The organism is Streptomyces sp. NPDC001816, assembly GCF_042892235.1.
Lineage (GTDB): Bacteria > Actinomycetota > Actinomycetes > Streptomycetales > Streptomycetaceae > Streptomyces.
The window spans coordinates 171,959-187,835 of sequence record NZ_JBIATY010000017.1 but is presented as its reverse complement, the minus strand read 5'-3'; the positions used below and the strand labels follow the sequence as shown (position 1 = coordinate 187,835).

The 15,877-nt window shown below is 73.4% G+C and carries 14 protein-coding genes and 1 rRNA gene; 12 read left to right on the top strand and 3 right to left on the bottom strand.

Annotated features, from left to right (window positions below; genetic code table 11):
• Nucleotides 1–91: ribosomal RNA gene (gene rrf / locus ACFYZZ_RS41515) — 5S ribosomal RNA — on the top strand; the annotation flags it as partial.
• A gap of 1,284 nt (nt 92–1,375) precedes the next feature.
• Nucleotides 1,376–2,200, top strand: coding sequence for a tetratricopeptide repeat protein (locus ACFYZZ_RS41510; RefSeq protein ID WP_389188070.1), 825 nt, complete (start codon nt 1,376–1,378; stop codon nt 2,198–2,200).
• Nucleotides 2,201–2,301: 101 nt separating this feature from the next.
• Here ACFYZZ_RS41510 and ACFYZZ_RS41505 read toward each other — a convergent pair whose 3' ends face one another.
• Nucleotides 2,302–3,585, bottom strand: a complete 1,284-nt coding sequence (locus tag ACFYZZ_RS41505) for a DUF1015 domain-containing protein (RefSeq protein WP_389188047.1) — start codon at nt 3,583–3,585, stop codon at nt 2,302–2,304.
• Between the two features lie 73 nt (nt 3,586–3,658).
• On the opposite strand from ACFYZZ_RS41505, the gene ACFYZZ_RS41500 reads away from it, so the two are divergent.
• The 4 genes from ACFYZZ_RS41500 (at nt 3,659) to ACFYZZ_RS41485 (ending at nt 7,750) form a co-directional block, all read left to right on the top strand.
• Entirely contained in the window at nt 3,659–4,687 is a 1,029-nt protein-coding gene (locus tag ACFYZZ_RS41500) for an HAD-IIA family hydrolase (RefSeq protein WP_389188043.1), read from the top strand.
• 113 nt (nt 4,688–4,800) lie between these two features.
• Entirely contained in the window at nt 4,801–5,844 is a 1,044-nt protein-coding gene (locus tag ACFYZZ_RS41495; protein WP_389188039.1) for a FecCD family ABC transporter permease, read from the top strand.
• Nucleotides 5,841–6,878 carry a FecCD family ABC transporter permease gene (locus ACFYZZ_RS41490; RefSeq protein WP_389188037.1) on the top strand — a complete coding sequence of 346 codons (1,038 nt, stop codon included), beginning with the start codon at nt 5,841–5,843 and terminating at the stop codon, nt 6,876–6,878. The genes ACFYZZ_RS41495 and ACFYZZ_RS41490 overlap by 4 nt, the downstream gene beginning before the upstream one ends.
• Nucleotides 6,875–7,750: an ABC transporter ATP-binding protein gene (locus ACFYZZ_RS41485; RefSeq protein WP_389188035.1), complete on the top strand. Its 876-nt coding sequence runs from the start codon at nt 6,875–6,877 to the stop codon at nt 7,748–7,750. Before ACFYZZ_RS41490 ends, ACFYZZ_RS41485 begins: the two co-directional genes overlap by 4 nt.
• On the opposite strand, the gene ACFYZZ_RS41480 is transcribed toward ACFYZZ_RS41485, so the two are convergent.
• Nucleotides 7,734–8,081: an SCP2 sterol-binding domain-containing protein gene (locus tag ACFYZZ_RS41480; RefSeq protein WP_386574496.1), complete on the bottom strand. Its 348-nt coding sequence runs from the start codon at nt 8,079–8,081 to the stop codon at nt 7,734–7,736. The genes ACFYZZ_RS41485 and ACFYZZ_RS41480 overlap by 17 nt on opposite strands.
• Before the next feature lie 42 nt (nt 8,082–8,123).
• Here ACFYZZ_RS41480 and ACFYZZ_RS41475 point away from each other — a divergent pair, with 42 nt between their 5' ends.
• The 6 genes from ACFYZZ_RS41475 to ACFYZZ_RS41450 all read left to right on the top strand — a co-directional run bounded on the left by ACFYZZ_RS41475 (nt 8,124) and on the right by ACFYZZ_RS41450 (nt 14,197).
• Complete coding sequence (locus ACFYZZ_RS41475) at nt 8,124–8,429, top strand: hypothetical protein (protein WP_389188030.1); 306 nt, start codon at nt 8,124–8,126, stop codon at nt 8,427–8,429.
• A 7-nt stretch (nt 8,430–8,436) separates the two neighbouring features.
• Nucleotides 8,437–9,252, top strand: a complete 816-nt coding sequence (locus ACFYZZ_RS41470) for a TlyA family RNA methyltransferase (protein WP_386574498.1) — start codon at nt 8,437–8,439, stop codon at nt 9,250–9,252.
• Nucleotides 9,249–10,166 carry an NAD kinase gene (locus tag ACFYZZ_RS41465; RefSeq protein WP_386574499.1) on the top strand — a complete coding sequence of 306 codons (918 nt, stop codon included), beginning with the start codon at nt 9,249–9,251 and terminating at the stop codon, nt 10,164–10,166. Before ACFYZZ_RS41470 ends, ACFYZZ_RS41465 begins: the two co-directional genes overlap by 4 nt.
• Before the next feature lie 39 nt (nt 10,167–10,205).
• Nucleotides 10,206–11,948, top strand: coding sequence for a DNA repair protein RecN (gene recN, locus ACFYZZ_RS41460; RefSeq protein ID WP_389188026.1), 1,743 nt, complete (start codon nt 10,206–10,208; stop codon nt 11,946–11,948).
• Nucleotides 11,949–11,958: 10 nt separating this feature from the next.
• Nucleotides 11,959–12,714: a hypothetical protein gene (locus tag ACFYZZ_RS41455; protein WP_389188023.1), complete on the top strand. Its 756-nt coding sequence runs from the start codon at nt 11,959–11,961 to the stop codon at nt 12,712–12,714.
• A gap of 346 nt (nt 12,715–13,060) precedes the next feature.
• The gene (locus ACFYZZ_RS41450) at nt 13,061–14,197 is read left to right on the top strand and encodes a glycosyltransferase family 4 protein (protein WP_389188020.1); all 1,137 of its coding nucleotides are present in this window, start codon (nt 13,061–13,063) and stop codon (nt 14,195–14,197) included.
• Here ACFYZZ_RS41450 and ACFYZZ_RS41445 read toward each other — a convergent pair.
• On the bottom strand, nt 14,194–15,843 hold the full coding sequence (locus ACFYZZ_RS41445; protein WP_389188017.1) for a PucR family transcriptional regulator: 1,650 nt from the start codon (nt 15,841–15,843) through the stop codon (nt 14,194–14,196). The two genes, ACFYZZ_RS41450 and ACFYZZ_RS41445, sit on opposite strands and share 4 nt — an antisense overlap.
• Between the last annotated feature and the right edge of the window lie 34 nt (nt 15,844–15,877).

Sequence of the window (15,877 nt, the reverse complement as noted above, 5' to 3'; positions counted from 1 at the left end):
GCCCGGTTACATTCCGAACCCGGAAGCTAAGCCTCACAGCGCCGATGGTACTGCAGGGGGGACCCTGTGGGAGAGTAGGACGCCGCCGAACAATCTTTGGAGGACCCCTGGTCCCAGCGTTCAGCTGGGACCAGGGGTCCTTTCGTTTTTACAATGCTTGCGGTACCGAAGACAGGAGTCACCCATGTCCACCAACTCTCCCGAAGATCGGCCGGAACGCGACCAGCGGCGACGGGACAGTGGTGACCGCGGCGATCGCGGCGGCTACCGCGGCGACCGTGGTGACCGTGGTGGCTTCCGTCGGGACAACGACCGTACCGACCGCGGTGGTTACGGCCGGCGTGACGACAACCGTGGCGGTTTCCGTCGCGATGACCGCCGTGACGACCGCCGTAACGACCGGCGTGATGACCGGCGTGATGACCGGCGTGATGACCGCGACCGTGGTGAGCGCGGTGGCTTCCGTCGCGACGACCGCCGTGACGACAGCCGTGGCAGCGGCTACCGCGGCGACCGTGGTGACCGTGGTGGCTATGGCCGTCGCGACGACCGGCGTGAGGGTGACCACCGGGGTTCGCGTCCGGCGTATCAGCGTGACGACCGGGACCGTGGCCCGCGCCGGGACGACCGCGGCGACCGCGGCTTCCGCCGCGACGACCGCCGGGACGACCGCGACCGTGGCGAGCGCCGTGACGACCGCCCGGCCTACCGTCGCGACGACCGGCGCGACGACAGCCGTGGCGGCGGCTACGGCGACCGTGGCGGTTTCCGCCGCGATGACCGGCGTGATGACCGTCGTGATGACCGCGACCGTGGTGAGCGCGGTGGCTTCCGTCGCGATGACCGCCGTGACGACAGCCGTGGCGGTGGCTACGGCGATCGCGGTGACCGTGGTGGTTATGGCCGTCGCGACGACCGGCGTGAGGGTGACCACCGGGGTTCGCGTCCGGCGTACCAGCGTGACGACCGGGACCGTGGCCCGCGCCGGGACGACCGCGGCTTCCGCCGCGACGACCGCCGGGACGACCGCGACCGTGGCGAGCGCCGTGACGACCGCCCGGCCTACCGTCGCGACGACCGGCGCGACGACAGCCGTGGCGGCGGCTACGGCGACCGCGGCGACCGTGGCGGTTTCCGCCGCGATGACCGCCGTGACGACCGGCGCGACGAACGCGACCGTGGCGAGCGCGGTGGCTTCCGTGGCCGGGACGACCGAGGCGGCCGTGGGCCCCGCAGGGACGACCGCGGTGGTCGGCCGGGCGGCTTCCGCGGGCGTGACGGGCGGGACGACCGCCGTGATGACCGCCGTGATGACCGGCGTGGCGGCGGCCGCTTCCGCGACGAGCGTGACCGGGACCGTGAGCCGATCAAGCGGCTGCCGATCCCGGAGGACGTCACCGGTGACGAGATCGACAAGGACGTCCGGCAGGAGCTGCAGAGCCTGCCCAAGACGCTCGCGGACGACGTCGCCAGGAACCTGGTGATGGTCGCGCGGCTCATCGACGAGGACCCCGAGGGTGCCTACGGCTACTCCAAGGTGGCCCTGCGCCTGGCGTCCCGTGTGGCCGCCGTGCGCGAGGCCGCCGGGTTCGCGGCGTACGCGAGCCAGAAGTACAGCGAGGCCCTCGCCGAGTTCCGCGCCGCGCGGCGCATGACCGGCAGTGTCGACCTGTGGCCCGTGATGGCCGACTGCGAGCGTGGGCTCGGACGGCCGGAGAAGACGCTGGACATGGCCGGCGCCCCCGAGGTGCACAAGCTGGACAAGGCCGGGCAGGTCGAGATGCGGCTCGTCGCGGCGGGTGCCCGGCGTGACATGGGTCAGCTGGACGCGGCCATCGTGACCCTGCAGAGCCCGGAGCTGGCCTCCAACGCCGTCCAGCCGTGGACCGCGCGACTGCGCTACGCCTATGCCGACGCCCTGCTGGCCGCCGGCCGGGAGAGCGAGGCGCGCGAGTGGTTCGCGAAGGCCGTCGAGGCGGACCGGGACGGCAGCACGGACGCCTCCGACCGGCTCGCCGAGCTGGACGGCGTGGAGTTCGTCGACGCTCTCGACGAGAACGAGAACGAGAACGAGAACAGCGAGGACGAGAGCGAGAACAACGAGGACGAGGGCGGCAACGAGGACCAGCGCGATGACAGCGCTGCCTCTGCGGACGCCACCGCCGCTCAGGACGACGACCAGGACGACGACAAGGACTGACCCGAGCGGGTGACGACGTGACAAAGGGCGGGACCGACCGGTCCCGCCCTTTCGCACGCCCGCTGACAGATCTGTGGGATCTGGCAGCTCCTTCAGCTCCTTCAGATCTCCAGTGCCCGCAGCACGAGGCCCGACGCCGGCTTGGGGCCGAACGACGTCGACTTGCGGGGCATCGTCACACCCTGGCGGGCCAGGTCGCGTACGACGTCCTCGTGGACCGGGTGCAGCAGGACGGCCGTACCGCCGTCGCGCTCCGCCTTCGCGACCGTGGCGGCCGTGTCGTGGATGTAGGCGATGTGGGCCGGGGAGTCCTCGGGGATGTGCCAGACGTGGTCGAGGAGCGTGGCGTGCAGGACCGTGGCGTCCAGGGAGCGCCAGGCGGCCGGACGGTCCTCGGGGATCGTGCGGGCCAGCAGGTCCGGGTCCGGGAGGTCGATGAGGTGGAAGGCGCCGTCGCCGGCCAGCAGGAAGGCGTTGCCGACGCGGGCCGCGTCCGCCAGCAGTCCCAGCGCCTCGGCCAGCGACACGTCGAGGTGCCGTACCCGGAACAGGCCCTCCAGGGCTGCCAGCGCGTCCGCGACCGGCAGTCCGTGCAGCAGGCGGTGGATGGCGCGGACGCGCAGCGGGTAGCGGGCGGTGTCGACCAGCAGGACCAGGCCGTGGTCCCAGGGGCTGGGGGAGGGGTGCTCGGCGCGCAGCAGCCGGTAGGTGGCCCAGCGGTGGTGGCCGTCGGCGATGAGAGCCTGGTGGTGGGCCAGGTCGGACTGGATGCGAGCCACGTCGGCGGGGTCGGTGACCGACCACAGGCTGTGGTGGAAGCCGTCCTCGGTGGTCGTGGCCAACAGCGGGGGCTGTTCCGCCGTGCGCTCGACGACCTCGGCCGCCGTGCCGTTGCCGTGGTAGGTCAGCAGCAGGGGTTCCAGATTGGCGCGGGTGGCGCGCATCAGGTCCGCGCGGTCGGCGACCACCGGGGGCATGACGTCCTCGTGCGGCAGCACCACGCCCTCAGCGGGCTCTGACACGCGTAGAGCGCCGATGACACCACGCTGGAGCATGCCGTTGCCGTCCCGCTGCTCGTACACGTACAGAGCGGGGTCCGGGTCGGCGGTCAGGACGCCCTCGGCGAGCCAGCGGCGCAGGGTGTCGGCCGCCTGTTCGTTGCGGGCACTGGGGGTGCCGGCCTGGGGGAGGATCAGACGGACGATGTTGTACGGGTCTGCGGCCTCGAGGTAGTGCAGGCCGTCGGGGCGGATGACGACGTCGTACGGCGGGGAGGTGACGGCGGCGAGGCTGCCGACCCGGTCGGGGTCGTAACGAAGGCCTCGGAACGGGGTGAGTTCCAGGCCTCGGCGCGCCGTTGCTTCCGAGTGACCTGCAGTGTTCATCCCGGCATCGTACGTGTGTCAGTGGCGTGCGGGATGATCGGGGGAGAGACCGTCGAGCAAGGAGCGATGTGGAATGAGCCAGGGCGTCAGGACGAGGCCCGAGGGCAGTGGGCAGCCCCTGAGCGAGGCGTACGACACGGCGCTGCTCGATCTGGACGGGGTGGTGTACGCGGGAGGGAGCGCGATCGTGCACGCCGTCGAGTCGCTGGCCGAGGCCCGCGCGGGCGGGATGCATCTGGCCTACGTCACCAACAACGCGCTGCGCACCCCGGACGCCGTGGCGGAGCACCTGACGGAGCTGGGGATACCGACGGGGGCCGACGACGTCATCACCTCCGCGCAGGCGGTCGCGCGGCTGATCAGTGAGCAGGTGCCGGCCGGGTCGCGGGTGCTGGTCATCGGCGGTGAGGGGCTGCGCGTGGCGCTGCGCGAGCGGGGTCTGACGCCGGTGGAGTCGGCGGACGACGATCCGGCGGCGGTGGTGCAGGGGTACGGCGGGCCCGAGCTGACGTGGGGACGGTTCGCGGAGGCGTCGTACGCCGTGGCGCGTGGGGTGCCGTGGTTCGTGTCCAACACCGACCTGACGATTCCCAGCGGGCGGGGCATCGCGCCGGGCAACGGGGCGGCCGTGGAGGTCGTCCGGATCGCGACGGGTGCGGAGCCTCAGGTGGCGGGCAAGCCGCTGCCCCCCATGCACCGGGAGACGGTCCTGCGTACGGGCGCGAAGCGGCCGTTGGTGGTCGGGGACCGGCTGGACACCGACATCGAGGGCGCGTTCAACGGCGGGGTGGACTCGCTGCTGGTGCTGACCGGCGTCACGGACGGCCCGCAGCTGCTCGCCGCGCCGCCGCAGCACCGGCCGACGTATGTGGACGCGGATCTGCGCGGGTTGCTCACCGGCCAGCCGGAGGTCACCGAGGACGGGGCCGGTTTCCGCTGTGGGGGCTGGACGGCGAGCGCCGGGTCGGACCGGTTGGAGCTGGAGGGCGAGGGCGACGCTCTGGACGGGCTGCGGGCGTTGTGCGCGGCGGCCTGGACGGCGGCCGGGGACGGTTCCTGCGAGCTGGACGGAGGGAAGGCGCTGGCGCGGCTCGGGCTCTGACGGCGCGTCAACCTGGGGATCGATAACTGCAGGATCGAGAACCTCGGGGTCAGGGCCTCGGGATCGAGACCTCAGGATCGAGATCGTATGCGAGGGTAGGCTAACCTAACCTCGTGTTGGTCGACAGTCCTCCGGAACAGCGCGCGGAGACCGCCCCCGCGCCCCCAACCCGCCGGGCGGTACGGGCCCTTGGGCTCCTCCTCTCCGTCGCGATCCTGATGCTCGTCGCCCTGGCGAGCATCGCGATCGGGGCGAAGGCCCTGACGTTGGACCAGGTCTGGCACGGCCTGTTCCACGACACGGGGACGTACGGCGACGTCGTCGTCGACGAGCGGCTCTCGCGTACGGTCCTCGGCCTGCTGGCCGGTGCCGCGCTCGGCCTGTCCGGGGCGGTGCTGCAGGCGCTCACCCGCAACCCGCTGGCCGACCCGGGACTGCTCGGCATCAACGCCGGTGCCTCCGCCGCCGTCGTCACGGCCATCACCTACTTCGGCGTCACCAGCCTCACCGGCTATGTGTGGTTCGCCTTCGGCGGGGCGGCGGCGGTCGGCGCGCTGGTCTGGTTCCTCGGCGGCAGCCGGGGCGCCACACCGGTGCGGCTCGCACTCGCAGGTACGGCGATCAGCGCGGCGTTGTACGGCTATCTCCAGTCCGTGATGATCATGGACGACGCGGCGCTGGGCAGGATGCGCTTCTGGACGGTGGGCTCGCTCTCCTCGGCCACCGACTCGACCATCGTGCAGGTGCTGCCGTTCCTCGCGGCCGGCACGCTCCTCGCGCTCGCCCTCGCCCGGCCGCTGAACGCCGTGGCGATGGGCGACGACACCGCGCGTGCCCTCGGCGCCAACCTGGCCCGCACCCGGACGCTGGCCATGCTCGCCGCCACCGTGCTCTGCGGCGCGGCGACCGCGGCCTGCGGTCCGATCGTCTTCGTCGGCCTGATGGTCCCGCACGTCGTGCGCTCCTTCACCGGCCCCGACCTGCGCTGGATCCTGCCGTACGCGACGGTCCTGTCACCCGTGCTGCTGCTCGGCGCCGATGTCATCGGCCGGGTCGTGGCCCGCCCTTCGGAGCTCCAGGTCGGCATCGTCACCGCGATCATCGGCGGCCCGGTCTTCATCCATCTCGTACGACGGCGGAGGACGGCCCAGCTGTGAAGACCAACCGTGTCATCAGGACGCCGGGCGGGCTCTCGCTGCGGCTGGACGTCCGGGCCGTCACCGTAGTCGTCCTGCTGCTGCTCGGCGCGCTCGCCGCGAGCGTCGTGCTGATCGGTACCGGCGACTTCCCGATCTCGGCGAGCGACGTGGTCAGGACGCTGCTCGGCAACGGCAACGCCGGCCAGGAGTTCATCGTCAACGAGCTGCGGCTGCCGCGGGTCCTGGTCGGGCTGCTGGTCGGCGCATCCCTCGGGCTCGGCGGGGCGCTGTTCCAGGCCGTCACCCGCAATCCACTGGGCAGCCCGGACGTGCTCGGCCTCGGGCAGGGGGCGACCGCCGGGGCGCTCGTGATGATCGTGCTGTTCTCCGGGAGCACGGCCCAGGTCACCGTGGGCGCGCTCGTCGGCGGTCTGGTGACCGGGCTCGCCATCTATCGGCTCGCCTGGAAGCAGGGCGTGCACGGCTATCGACTGGTCCTGGTCGGAATCGGCGTGTCCGCGATCGTCACGGCCATCAACGGCTATCTGCTCACCGTGTCCGACATCGTCGACGCGGCCCGTGCCGTCGTCTGGATGACGGGGTCCCTGGGCGGCCGTGACTGGGACCAGGTCTGGCCGCTGCTCGGGCTGTGTGCCGTACTCGTGCCGCTCGTCCTCGCCCATGCGCGCGGCCTCAGGATGACGGAGATGGGCGACGACGTCTCGAACGCCCTCGGCGTGCGCGTCGAGCGGGTACGGGCGCTGCTGATGGTGGCCGCCGTCCTGCTCACCGCGACCGCCACCGCTGCGGCCGGCCCGGTCAGCTTCGTGGCCCTCACCGCGCCCCAGCTCGCCCGTCGCCTGACCCGGTCTCCCGGACCGAACCTGCTGCCGTCCCTGTGCATGGGCGCCGCCCTCCTGGTCACCGCCGACTTGGCCTCGCAGCGCGCCTTCGGCGCCGACCAGCTGCCCGTGGGCGTGGTCACCGGGGTCCTCGGCGGCGTCTACCTGCTGTGGCTGCTGGTCACCGAGCGCAGGGCGGGCCGGATATGAGCGGCTCGGGGCAGCCGGACACGGGAGGCTCAGCGATCAAGAACACCCGAAGGAGCACTGTGAACCGCCTGTCCGCCGAGAACGTCACGCTCGCCTACGACCAGCGGGTCATCGCCGAACAGCTGTCGGTGGAGATCCCCGACAACTCCTTCACGGTGATCGTCGGCCCGAACGCGTGCGGCAAGTCGACGCTGCTGCGGGCGCTGTCGCGGATGCTCAGGCCGACTGAAGGCCGCGTGCTGCTTGACGGGCAGGTCATCCAGTCGATGCCCGCCAAGAAGGTCGCCCGGACCCTCGGCCTGCTGCCGCAGTCGTCCATCGCGCCGGACGGCATCACCGTCGCCGACCTCGTCGGCCGCGGCCGCTACCCGCACCAGGGCATCCTGCGGCAGTGGTCGGCCGAGGACGAGCGGGTCGTCCAGGAATCCATGGCGCAGACGGGCGTCGCCGAACTCGCCGACCGGTACGTGGACGAGCTGTCCGGCGGCCAGCGCCAGCGCGTGTGGATCGCCATGGCGCTCGCCCAGCAGACCCCGCTGCTGCTCCTGGACGAGCCGACCACCTACCTCGACATCCAGCACCAGATCGACGTCCTCGACCTGTGCGCGGAGCTGCACGAGACCCAGGGCCGCACCCTGGTCGCCGTCCTGCACGACCTCAACCACGCCGCCCGGTACGCCACCCACCTCATCGCCCTGCGCGGCGGCGAGGTGATCGCAGAGGGCGCACCGAACGACATCGTGACGGCCGAGCTGGTCGAGGAGGTCTTCGGGCTGCGCTGCCAGATCATCGACGACCCGGAGACCGGGACCCCGCTGGTGGTGCCGGCCGCCAGGAAGGCGCGTACGGCGCGGGTTACAGCAGCTTCCTGAGCCGGAACAGGTCCAGCAGGTTCGCCTCAAGGCGCACCCGGCCCGAGCCCCAGGCGGTCGCGAAGTTCAGCTCGCCGTTCACCAGAGCCACCAGGTCGTCGCCGGCCATGGCGAGCCTGATCTGCGCCTTCTCGCGCGGTGGCCCCTGGTGCGTCTCGTCCACCTCGATCCGGCCGCCGGTGAGCCGGCCGGCGAAGGTGACGGCCAGGTCGGTGATGTGGCAGCTCACGGAGCGGTCCAGGGCGGCGGCCGCGCGAACGTCGCCCTCGGCGCCCTGCATGTTGTCCGAGAGCTTTCCCAGCGCGGCGCGGCACTCCTCGATCGTGGCCATCGCGCACGACGGTACCCCAGCGGTTCGAGGTAGCGTCTGGGCATGAGCGAGTCCGTGTCAGAGGCCGAGGTCGGCACCGAGTTCATGGCCGGGGCGGAGGCCGTGGCCGATGTCGAGCCCGAGTACGACCCCGCCGCCCCCGCCCCCCTGGACGTCCCCCGCACCCCGACCGGCAACGCCGAGGTCGACGCCCAGCTGGAGCGGCTGGGCGACACCGACCACCTCGCCACCGACGGACATCTCGAGGTGTACGAGGATGTACATCGGGGGCTGCGCGACGCGCTCACCGCGCTCGACGCCCGCCCGGGACCTCCGGCGCCCCCGCGGCCGTACGAAAGCAGGAGCTGAACCGAACGTGGCAGGAGTCGCACGCCGCCGTCTGGACGCGGAGCTGGTCCGCCGGAAGCTCGCGCGCTCGCGCGAGCACGCCAGCCAGCTGATCGCCGCCGGGCGGGTCACCGTCGGCAAGACCGTGGCGACCAAGCCCGCCACCCAGGTGGAGACCGCGGCGGCGATCGTGGTCCAGTCCGACGACAGCGATCCCGACTACGTGTCGCGCGGCGGGCACAAGCTCGCGGGCGCGCTGGAGGCCTTCGTACCGCAGGGGCTCGTGGTCGAGGGGCGGCGCGCGCTGGACGCCGGCGCGTCCACCGGAGGCTTCACCGACGTCCTGCTGCGCGCCGGCGCCGCGCACGTGGTCGCCGTGGACGTCGGATACGGCCAACTCGCGTGGTCTCTCCAGAGCGATGAACGCGTCACCGTCAAGGACCGTACGAACGTACGCGAGTTGACGCTCGAGGCGATCGATGGGGAACCTGTGGATCTTGTCGTGGGTGATCTGTCCTTCATCCCGCTGGGGCTGGTGCTGCCCGCCCTGAAGCGGTGCGTGAAGCCGGACGCCGACCTGGTGATGATGGTCAAGCCGCAGTTCGAGGTGGGGAAGGAGCGGCTCGGCAGCGGGGGTGTCGTACGGAGTCCGCAGCTGCGGGCGGAGGCCGTGCGGGGGGTGGCCGAGAAGGCCTGGGAGCTGGGGCTCGGGGTGCGTGGAGTCACCGCCAGTCCGCTGCCCGGTCCCTCGGGCAATGTCGAGTACTTTCTCTGGCTGCGGTCCGGTGCCCCCGAACTGGACCCGGCCGACGTTGACCGTGCAGTGGCGGAGGGGCCGCGTTGACACAGAACCGAGCGCGTACTGTTTTCCTGCTCGCCCACACCGGGCGTCCCGCGGCGATCCGCAGTGCGGAACTCGTGGTCAAGGGACTGCTGGGACAGGGCATCGGGGTGCGGGTGCTGGAGGAGGAGGCGCGCGACCTGCCGCTGCCCGAAGAGGTCGAGCTGGTCAAGGAAGCGACACCGCAGTGCCTCGACGGCTGTGAGCTGCTGATAGTGCTCGGCGGCGACGGCACGCTGCTGCGCGGCGCCGAGTTCGCCCGGGCGTCCGGGGTGCCGATGCTCGGCGTCAACCTCGGCCGGGTGGGGTTCCTCGCGGAGGCCGAGCGGGACGACCTCGATCGGGTGGTCGACCGGGTCGTCGCGCGGTCGTACGAGGTCGAGGAGCGGATGACCGTCGATGTCGTCGTGCACCGCAACGGCGACATCGTGCACACGGACTGGGCGCTGAACGAGGCGGCCGTGCAGAAGGCCGGCGCCGAGAAGATGCTCGAGGTCGTGCTGGAGATCGACGGGCGGCCGGTTACCGCTTTCGGGTGTGACGGGATCGTGCTGTCGACACCGACCGGGTCCACGGCGTACGCGTTCTCCGCCGGGGGGCCGGTGGTGTGGCCCGAGGTGGAGGCGCTGCTGATGGTGCCGATCAGTGCCCATGCGCTGTTCGCCAAGCCGCTGGTCACTTCGCCGGATTCGGTGCTTGCCGTGGAGGTTCTGCCGCACATTCCGCCCGGGGTGTTGTGGTGTGACGGGCGGCGGACCATCGAGTTGCCCCCCGGAGCGCGGGTGGAGGTGCGGAGGGGAGCCGTGCCCGTCCGCCTTGCTCGGTTGCATCACGCTTCGTTCACGGATCGGCTCGTGGCCAAGTTCGCGCTGCCGACCCATGGGTGGCGGGGAGCGCCGCACCACTCGCCGGAGTGAGATAGGCGGGCCGTGTGCACTCGCCCGCCCGGACCTCGTATGGTCTGTTCCGTGTTGGAGGAGATGCGGATACGGTCGCTCGGGGTCATCGACGATGCTGTCGTCGAGTTGTCGCCGGGGTTCACCGCCGTCACCGGTGAGACGGGTGCGGGCAAGACCATGGTGGTCACCAGCCTCGGGCTGCTGCTCGGTGGGCGGGCCGACCCGGCGCTTGTGCGGATCGGGGCCGGGAAGGCGGTCGTGGAGGGGCGGATCGCCGTCCCCGCGGGCGCCACGGCCGTCGTACGTGCCGAGGAGGCCGGGGCCGAGCTGGACGACGGTGCCCTGCTGATCAGCCGTACCGTTTCCGCCGAGGGGCGCTCGCGGGCGCACCTCGGCGGGCGCAGCGTGCCCGTGGGGCTGCTCGCCGAGCTGGCCGACGACCTGGTGGCCGTGCACGGGCAGACCGACCAGCAGGGGCTGCTGAAGCTGTCCCGGCAGCGGCAGGCCCTGGACCGGTACGCGGGCGACGGCGTCGCCGTGCCGCTGGCCAAGTACACCGAGGCCTACCGGCGGCTGCGGGCGGTCTCCGTCGAGCTGGAGGAGATCGTCACGCGCGCGCGTGAGCGCGCCCAGGAAGCCGACATGCTCCGGTACGGGCTGGAGGAGATCGCGGCCGTGGAGCCGCGGGCCGGGGAGGACCTGGAGCTGGCCGAGGAGGCGGAGCGGCTCGGGCACGCCGAGGCGCTGTCGTCCGCCGCCACCGCCGCACACGCCGCCCTGGCGGGCAATCCCGAGGACCCCGAGGGGATCGACGCCTCGACCCTCGTCGCGGGCGCGCACCGGGCCCTGGAGGCCGTCCGCTCCCACGATCCCGCGCTCGCCTCCCTCGCCGACCGGATCGGTGAGGTCGGGATCCTGCTCGGGGACGTGGCCGGCGAGCTGGCCGGGTACGCCGACGACCTGGACGCCGACCCGCTGCGGCTGGCCGCCGTGGAGGAGCGCCGGGCCGCGCTGACCGGCCTCACGCGCAAGTACGGCGACGACATCAACGCCGTTCTCGCCTGGGCCGAGCAGAGTGCCGCACGCCTCACCGAGCTGGACGGCGACGACGAGCGGATCGACGAGCTGACCGCCGAGCGGGACGCGCTCCGTACCGAACTGGGCGGGCTGGCGCAGGCGCTGACGGACGCCCGGACGGAAGCCGCCGAGCGGTTCGCCGCCGCGGTGACCGCCGAGCTGGCCTCGCTGGCGATGCCCCACGCGCGCGTGTCCTTCGACATCCGGCAGACCGAGGACCCGGAGGGCGTCGAGGTCGACGGGCGCACGGTCGCGTACGGGCCCGCGGGCGCGGACGAGGTCGAGCTGCTGCTCGCCCCGCACCCGGGCGCGCCGCCGCGGCCCATCGCCAAGGGCGCCTCCGGCGGTGAGCTGTCCCGTGTGATGCTCGCCGTGGAGGTCGTGTTCGCGGGGACCGACCCCGTGCCGACGTACCTGTTCGACGAGGTCGACGCCGGTGTCGGCGGCAAGGCCGCGGTGGAGATCGGCCGGCGCCTGGCGAAGCTCGCCAGGACCGCACAGGTCGTCGTGGTCACCCACCTGCCCCAGGTGGCCGCCTTCGCCGACCGCCAGCTGCTGGTCGAGAAGACCAACGACGGCTCGGTCACCCGCTCCGGCGTGAAGGTCCTGGAGGGCGAGGAGCGGGTCCGCGAGCTGTCCCGGATGCTGGCCGGCCAGGAGGACTCGGAGACGGCGCGTGCGCACGCCGAGGAGCTGCTGGCCACGGCCCGAGCGGATCTGTGACGCTGTCGGGATGATCGACCGCGCCCGAAGGTCCCGCTCGTTCCTGCTGTCCGCCGCGCTCACCCGGGCCGGCCAGGCGCTCCTGCGCGCCGAGCCGCCCGGCGGGCGCGAGCGCTGGGAGCGGAAGAACTACGCCGGGCGGACCGTCGGGCTGTACGCCGGGCCCGCCGCAGCTCTCGGCACGGCGGTCGCCGCCGCCCGGGTGCACCCCGGTGCCGGGCTCGCGGTGCTGGCCGCCGGGGCCTGCGGGGCGTACGACGACGTCGCCGGGGCCGGGGATCCGCGGCGCGGGTTCCGGGCACACCTGGGCGCGCTGCGGGACGGAGAAGTCACCAGCGGAGCCGTGAAGTTGTTCGGGGTCTCCGCCGCCGGGCTGGTGGCGGGTGCCCTGATGAAGGAGCGGCCCCTCGACAAGGTGCTGGCGGGTGTCGTGATCGCCGGGGCCGCGCACTTCGTGAACCTGGTCGACGTACGGCCGGGGCGGGCCGCCGGTGCGGTCCTCGCGCTCGGGGCGCCGGGGCTGCTGCGGAACGGGCCGGGCGGGGAACTGACCGCGGTGGCCCTGGGCGGTGCCGCGGCCGTGCTGCCCGACGACCTCGGGGAGCGCGTGATGATCGGTGACGCCGGGGCGCACGCTCTGGGGGCGGCGCTCGGTGCCGCCGTGGTCGCGTGCAACCGGCGCGCGGGGTTGCTCGCGCACGCCGTTGCCGTGGTGGCGGCCGCGGCATTCGGGGACCGGGTGAGTGCCGGGGTGCGCGCGCTGTGAGCCTCTGACCTCGCGGTACGGGCGCACGGGCCGGTGCGTCCGGCCGGGGCCTTCCTCACCCGTGTGGGTGACGTGCTCCGGCGCACTGCTCCGGCCCGCCGCGCTGTGCGCCTCCCCGGATTACCCGGAACGGCCGTACGTCCTGGCATGCTTGGCAGGGAACGCAGGGCGGGCGGCGGGTCGACGCAGCGCGGGTGCGGGTCGAACGCAGTCCGCGCGGGAGGCGCGCGGTACGTCCTTCCGCCCCTCTCCGCCCGATACCTTCAGTACGTTTCTTCCTTCAGTACTTTCTTTGTGACCGCACTTTCTTTGTGACCGCCCGCGCCGAGTCAGGAGCCCCGGCCTCGTGAGCCCCGTGAGCAGCAACGCACCGCACGGCCAGTCGGCGCTGCGCACCGTGCAGGTCCTGGGCGGAGGCAACGCCGGCAGCAGTGCACACGTGCGCTCCCTGGCCGAGGGGCTCGTCGCCCGGGGCGTGCGGGTCACGGTGTGCGCCCCGGTCGAGGCCGATCACGCCTACGACTTCACCGGGGTCGGCGCCGACCATGTGCACGTGCCGCGCAGCAGCGACCCGGGCTCCGTGGCCGCGCTCCGGGCGGCCTGCGCCGACGCCGACCTGGTGCATGCGCACGGGCTGCACGCCTCCTTCCGCGCCGTGCTCGCGCTCAGCGGGCGCCGTACCCCGCTGGTGGTCACCTGGCACAACCGGGCCCGGGCCGAGGGCGCGCGGGCGCATCTGCTGCGGCTGCTGGAGCGGCGCGTGGTCAGGACGGCCGCCGTGGTGCTCGGCACCACCTCCGACCTGGTCGACCGGGCGCGCCGGACGGGCGCCCGGGACGCCCGGCTCGCGGCCGTGGGCCTGCCCGGGCGGCGCCGCCCGGTCGACCGCGAGGACCCCGACCGGCTGCGCCCCAAGACCCGCGCCGAGCTCGGCGCCACCGGACGCCCGTTGCTCATGGCGGTCGGCTCCCTCGACCGGGAGCGCGGCTACGACGTCCTGCTCGACGCGGCCCGCACCTGGCGGGACCTCGACCCGGTACCGCTGGTCGTCGTCGCGGGGGAGGGGCCGCTGCGGCCGGAGCTGCAGCGGCGGATCGAGGACGAGGAGCTGCCGGTGCGGCTCGTCGGCCGCCGCGAGGACGTGCCCGAGCTGCTCGCGGCCGCCGATCTCGCGCTGCTGACCAGCAGCTGGGAGTCCCGGTCCGTCCTCGCCCAGGAGGCGCTGTACGCGCGCGTGCCGCTCGTCGCGACGCGCGTCGGCGGCGTCCCGGACCTCGTCGGCGACGCCGCCGAACTCGTCCCGTACGGCGACGCGGAGGCGCTCGCGGACACCGTCGTACGGCTGCTCGCGGATCCGGAGCGGCGCGAGCTGCTGCGGGAGCGGGGCACCCGGCAGGCGGCGACCTGGCCGACGGAGGACGAGACCGTCGCCCAAGTGCTCAGCGTCTATGACGAGTTGACCCAGCCGCAGCCGCTCGCTTAGGGCACGTGCCGGCGGGCCCGCAGGGCGAGGCTCAACGCCAGTACGGTCTGCGGGTCGTCGAGGTCGGTGCCCAGCAACTCCCCGATGCGGGCGAGCCGGTTGTAGAGGGTCTGGCGGTTGAGGTGCAGCTCGCGGGCGGTTTCCGCCTTGCGGCCCGCGTGCGCCAGATAGGTCTCCAGGGTGGGCAGCAGCGGCGGCTTGGAGCGGTGGTCGTGGTCGCGCAGCGGGCCGATCGCGCGGTCCACGAAGGCCGCCAGGTCCGGGTGGTCCCGCAGCCGCCACAGCAGCAGGTCGATGTCCAGCCGGCGGGCGTCGTACCAGGGGCGGTCGGTCAGGCCCTGCGCCGCCGTCGCCGTCTCCGCCGCGTGCCTGAGGCCCGCCGACGCGGCCGCCCAGCCACCGGCCACCCCGACCACCACGACCGGCGGCGGGGCGCCCGGCCGCTGCATCCCGGCCCGCTCGACGCCCGCCCGCAGCGCCGCCGCCACCCGGTCCGCGACCGCGGAGCGCTCCGACTCCGAGCGCAGCCCGAGCAGCACCGGTACCCGGCCCTCGACCGGCCGCACACCCAGCAGCACCGGCACGCCCACCGCGGCCAGCTCCTCGGCGACCGCCCGCGCCAGCACCGCCCAGCCGCCGCCGGGGGAGAGCGAGTCCCCGACCCGCATCACCACGGGCAGCAGCGGGCTGTTGCCGGGCTTGAAGCCGAGAACCCGGGCCTGCGCCGGGGCGTCCTCGGCGGTGATACGGCCCTCGGCGAGGTCGGTCAGGAAGTCGCCGCGCCCGCGCGCCGCCAGCTCCTCCTCCTGCCGGGCCTGCATCAGCACCACGGCCAGGATGCCCGCGGCCCGCTCGGCGGCGATCCGGTGCACCGGAGCCAGCGGCGAGCGCACCGGCAGCAGCACCAGCCGGGCCCGTACCGACCCCGGCCCCGCTCCCGGCCCGCCGCCGGGCACGTCCACGAGCACCGAACCGGCGGGCGGCGGAGCGTCCTTGTGCGGACCCCGCAGCCCCTCCCACACCTGCAGCGGATCCGCCCCCTCGGGCCCGGACCCGGCGGCGTACAGCAGCCGGCCGTCCACCGTCTCAAGGAACACCGGGTTGGCGCTGAAGTCGGCCAGGATGCCCAGCACCTGCGGCACCCCGCCGCCGCCCAACAGCGCCTCGGTGCACCGCCGGTGCACCTCCTCCGCGCGCTGCAGCAGCGCGTAGTGGCCGTTGACGATCTCGGTGTGGATCTCCTCGGTGACGGTCACGAACGGCACCTCGCGGTGCAGCTGGACCAGCGGCAGCCCCGCGCCGCGGGCGGTGTCCACCAGGGCGGCCGGCAGCCGGGTGAAACGCGGGCCCAGCTCCACCACGAGCGCGGCGATCCCGCGCTCGGCGAGCGTGCGCACGAACGCGCGCTGCTCGGCCGGGCGGGTCCCGAGGCCGTATCCCGTGGTCAGCAGCAGTTCGCCGCCCTTGAGCAGCGAGGCGATGTTCGGCACCTCGCCCGCGTGCACCCAGCGGACCGTGCGCCCCAGCCGGTCGGCGCCCGCGAGGATCTCCGGGAGCCCACTGCGCAGTCCCGGCAGCTCAAGCGCCCGTTGAACGGTGATCCCGGCGCCCTGAGTGGCGAGTCTGCTCTCCGTACCGCTGTCCATGGAACGGACGCTACCTGCGCAAACGCCCGGACGA

Coding starts and splice junctions, on each gene's coding strand:
- ACFYZZ_RS41480 (WP_386574496.1), bottom strand. CDS start 8,081: ATGGCCACGATCGAGGAGTGCCGCGCCGCGCTGGGAAAGCTCTCGGAC.
- recN (WP_389188026.1), top strand. CDS start 10,206: ATGGTCTGTTCCGTGTTGGAGGAGATGCGGATACGGTCGCTCGGGGTC.
- ACFYZZ_RS41505 (WP_389188047.1), bottom strand. CDS start 3,585: ATGAACACTGCAGGTCACTCGGAAGCAACGGCGCGCCGAGGCCTGGAA.
- ACFYZZ_RS41500 (WP_389188043.1), top strand. CDS start 3,659: ATGAGCCAGGGCGTCAGGACGAGGCCCGAGGGCAGTGGGCAGCCCCTG.
- ACFYZZ_RS41445 (WP_389188017.1), bottom strand. CDS start 15,843: ATGGACAGCGGTACGGAGAGCAGACTCGCCACTCAGGGCGCCGGGATC.
- ACFYZZ_RS41475 (WP_389188030.1), top strand. CDS start 8,124: ATGAGCGAGTCCGTGTCAGAGGCCGAGGTCGGCACCGAGTTCATGGCC.
- ACFYZZ_RS41455 (WP_389188023.1), top strand. CDS start 11,959: ATGATCGACCGCGCCCGAAGGTCCCGCTCGTTCCTGCTGTCCGCCGCG.
- ACFYZZ_RS41485 (WP_389188035.1), top strand. CDS start 6,875: ATGAGCGGCTCGGGGCAGCCGGACACGGGAGGCTCAGCGATCAAGAAC.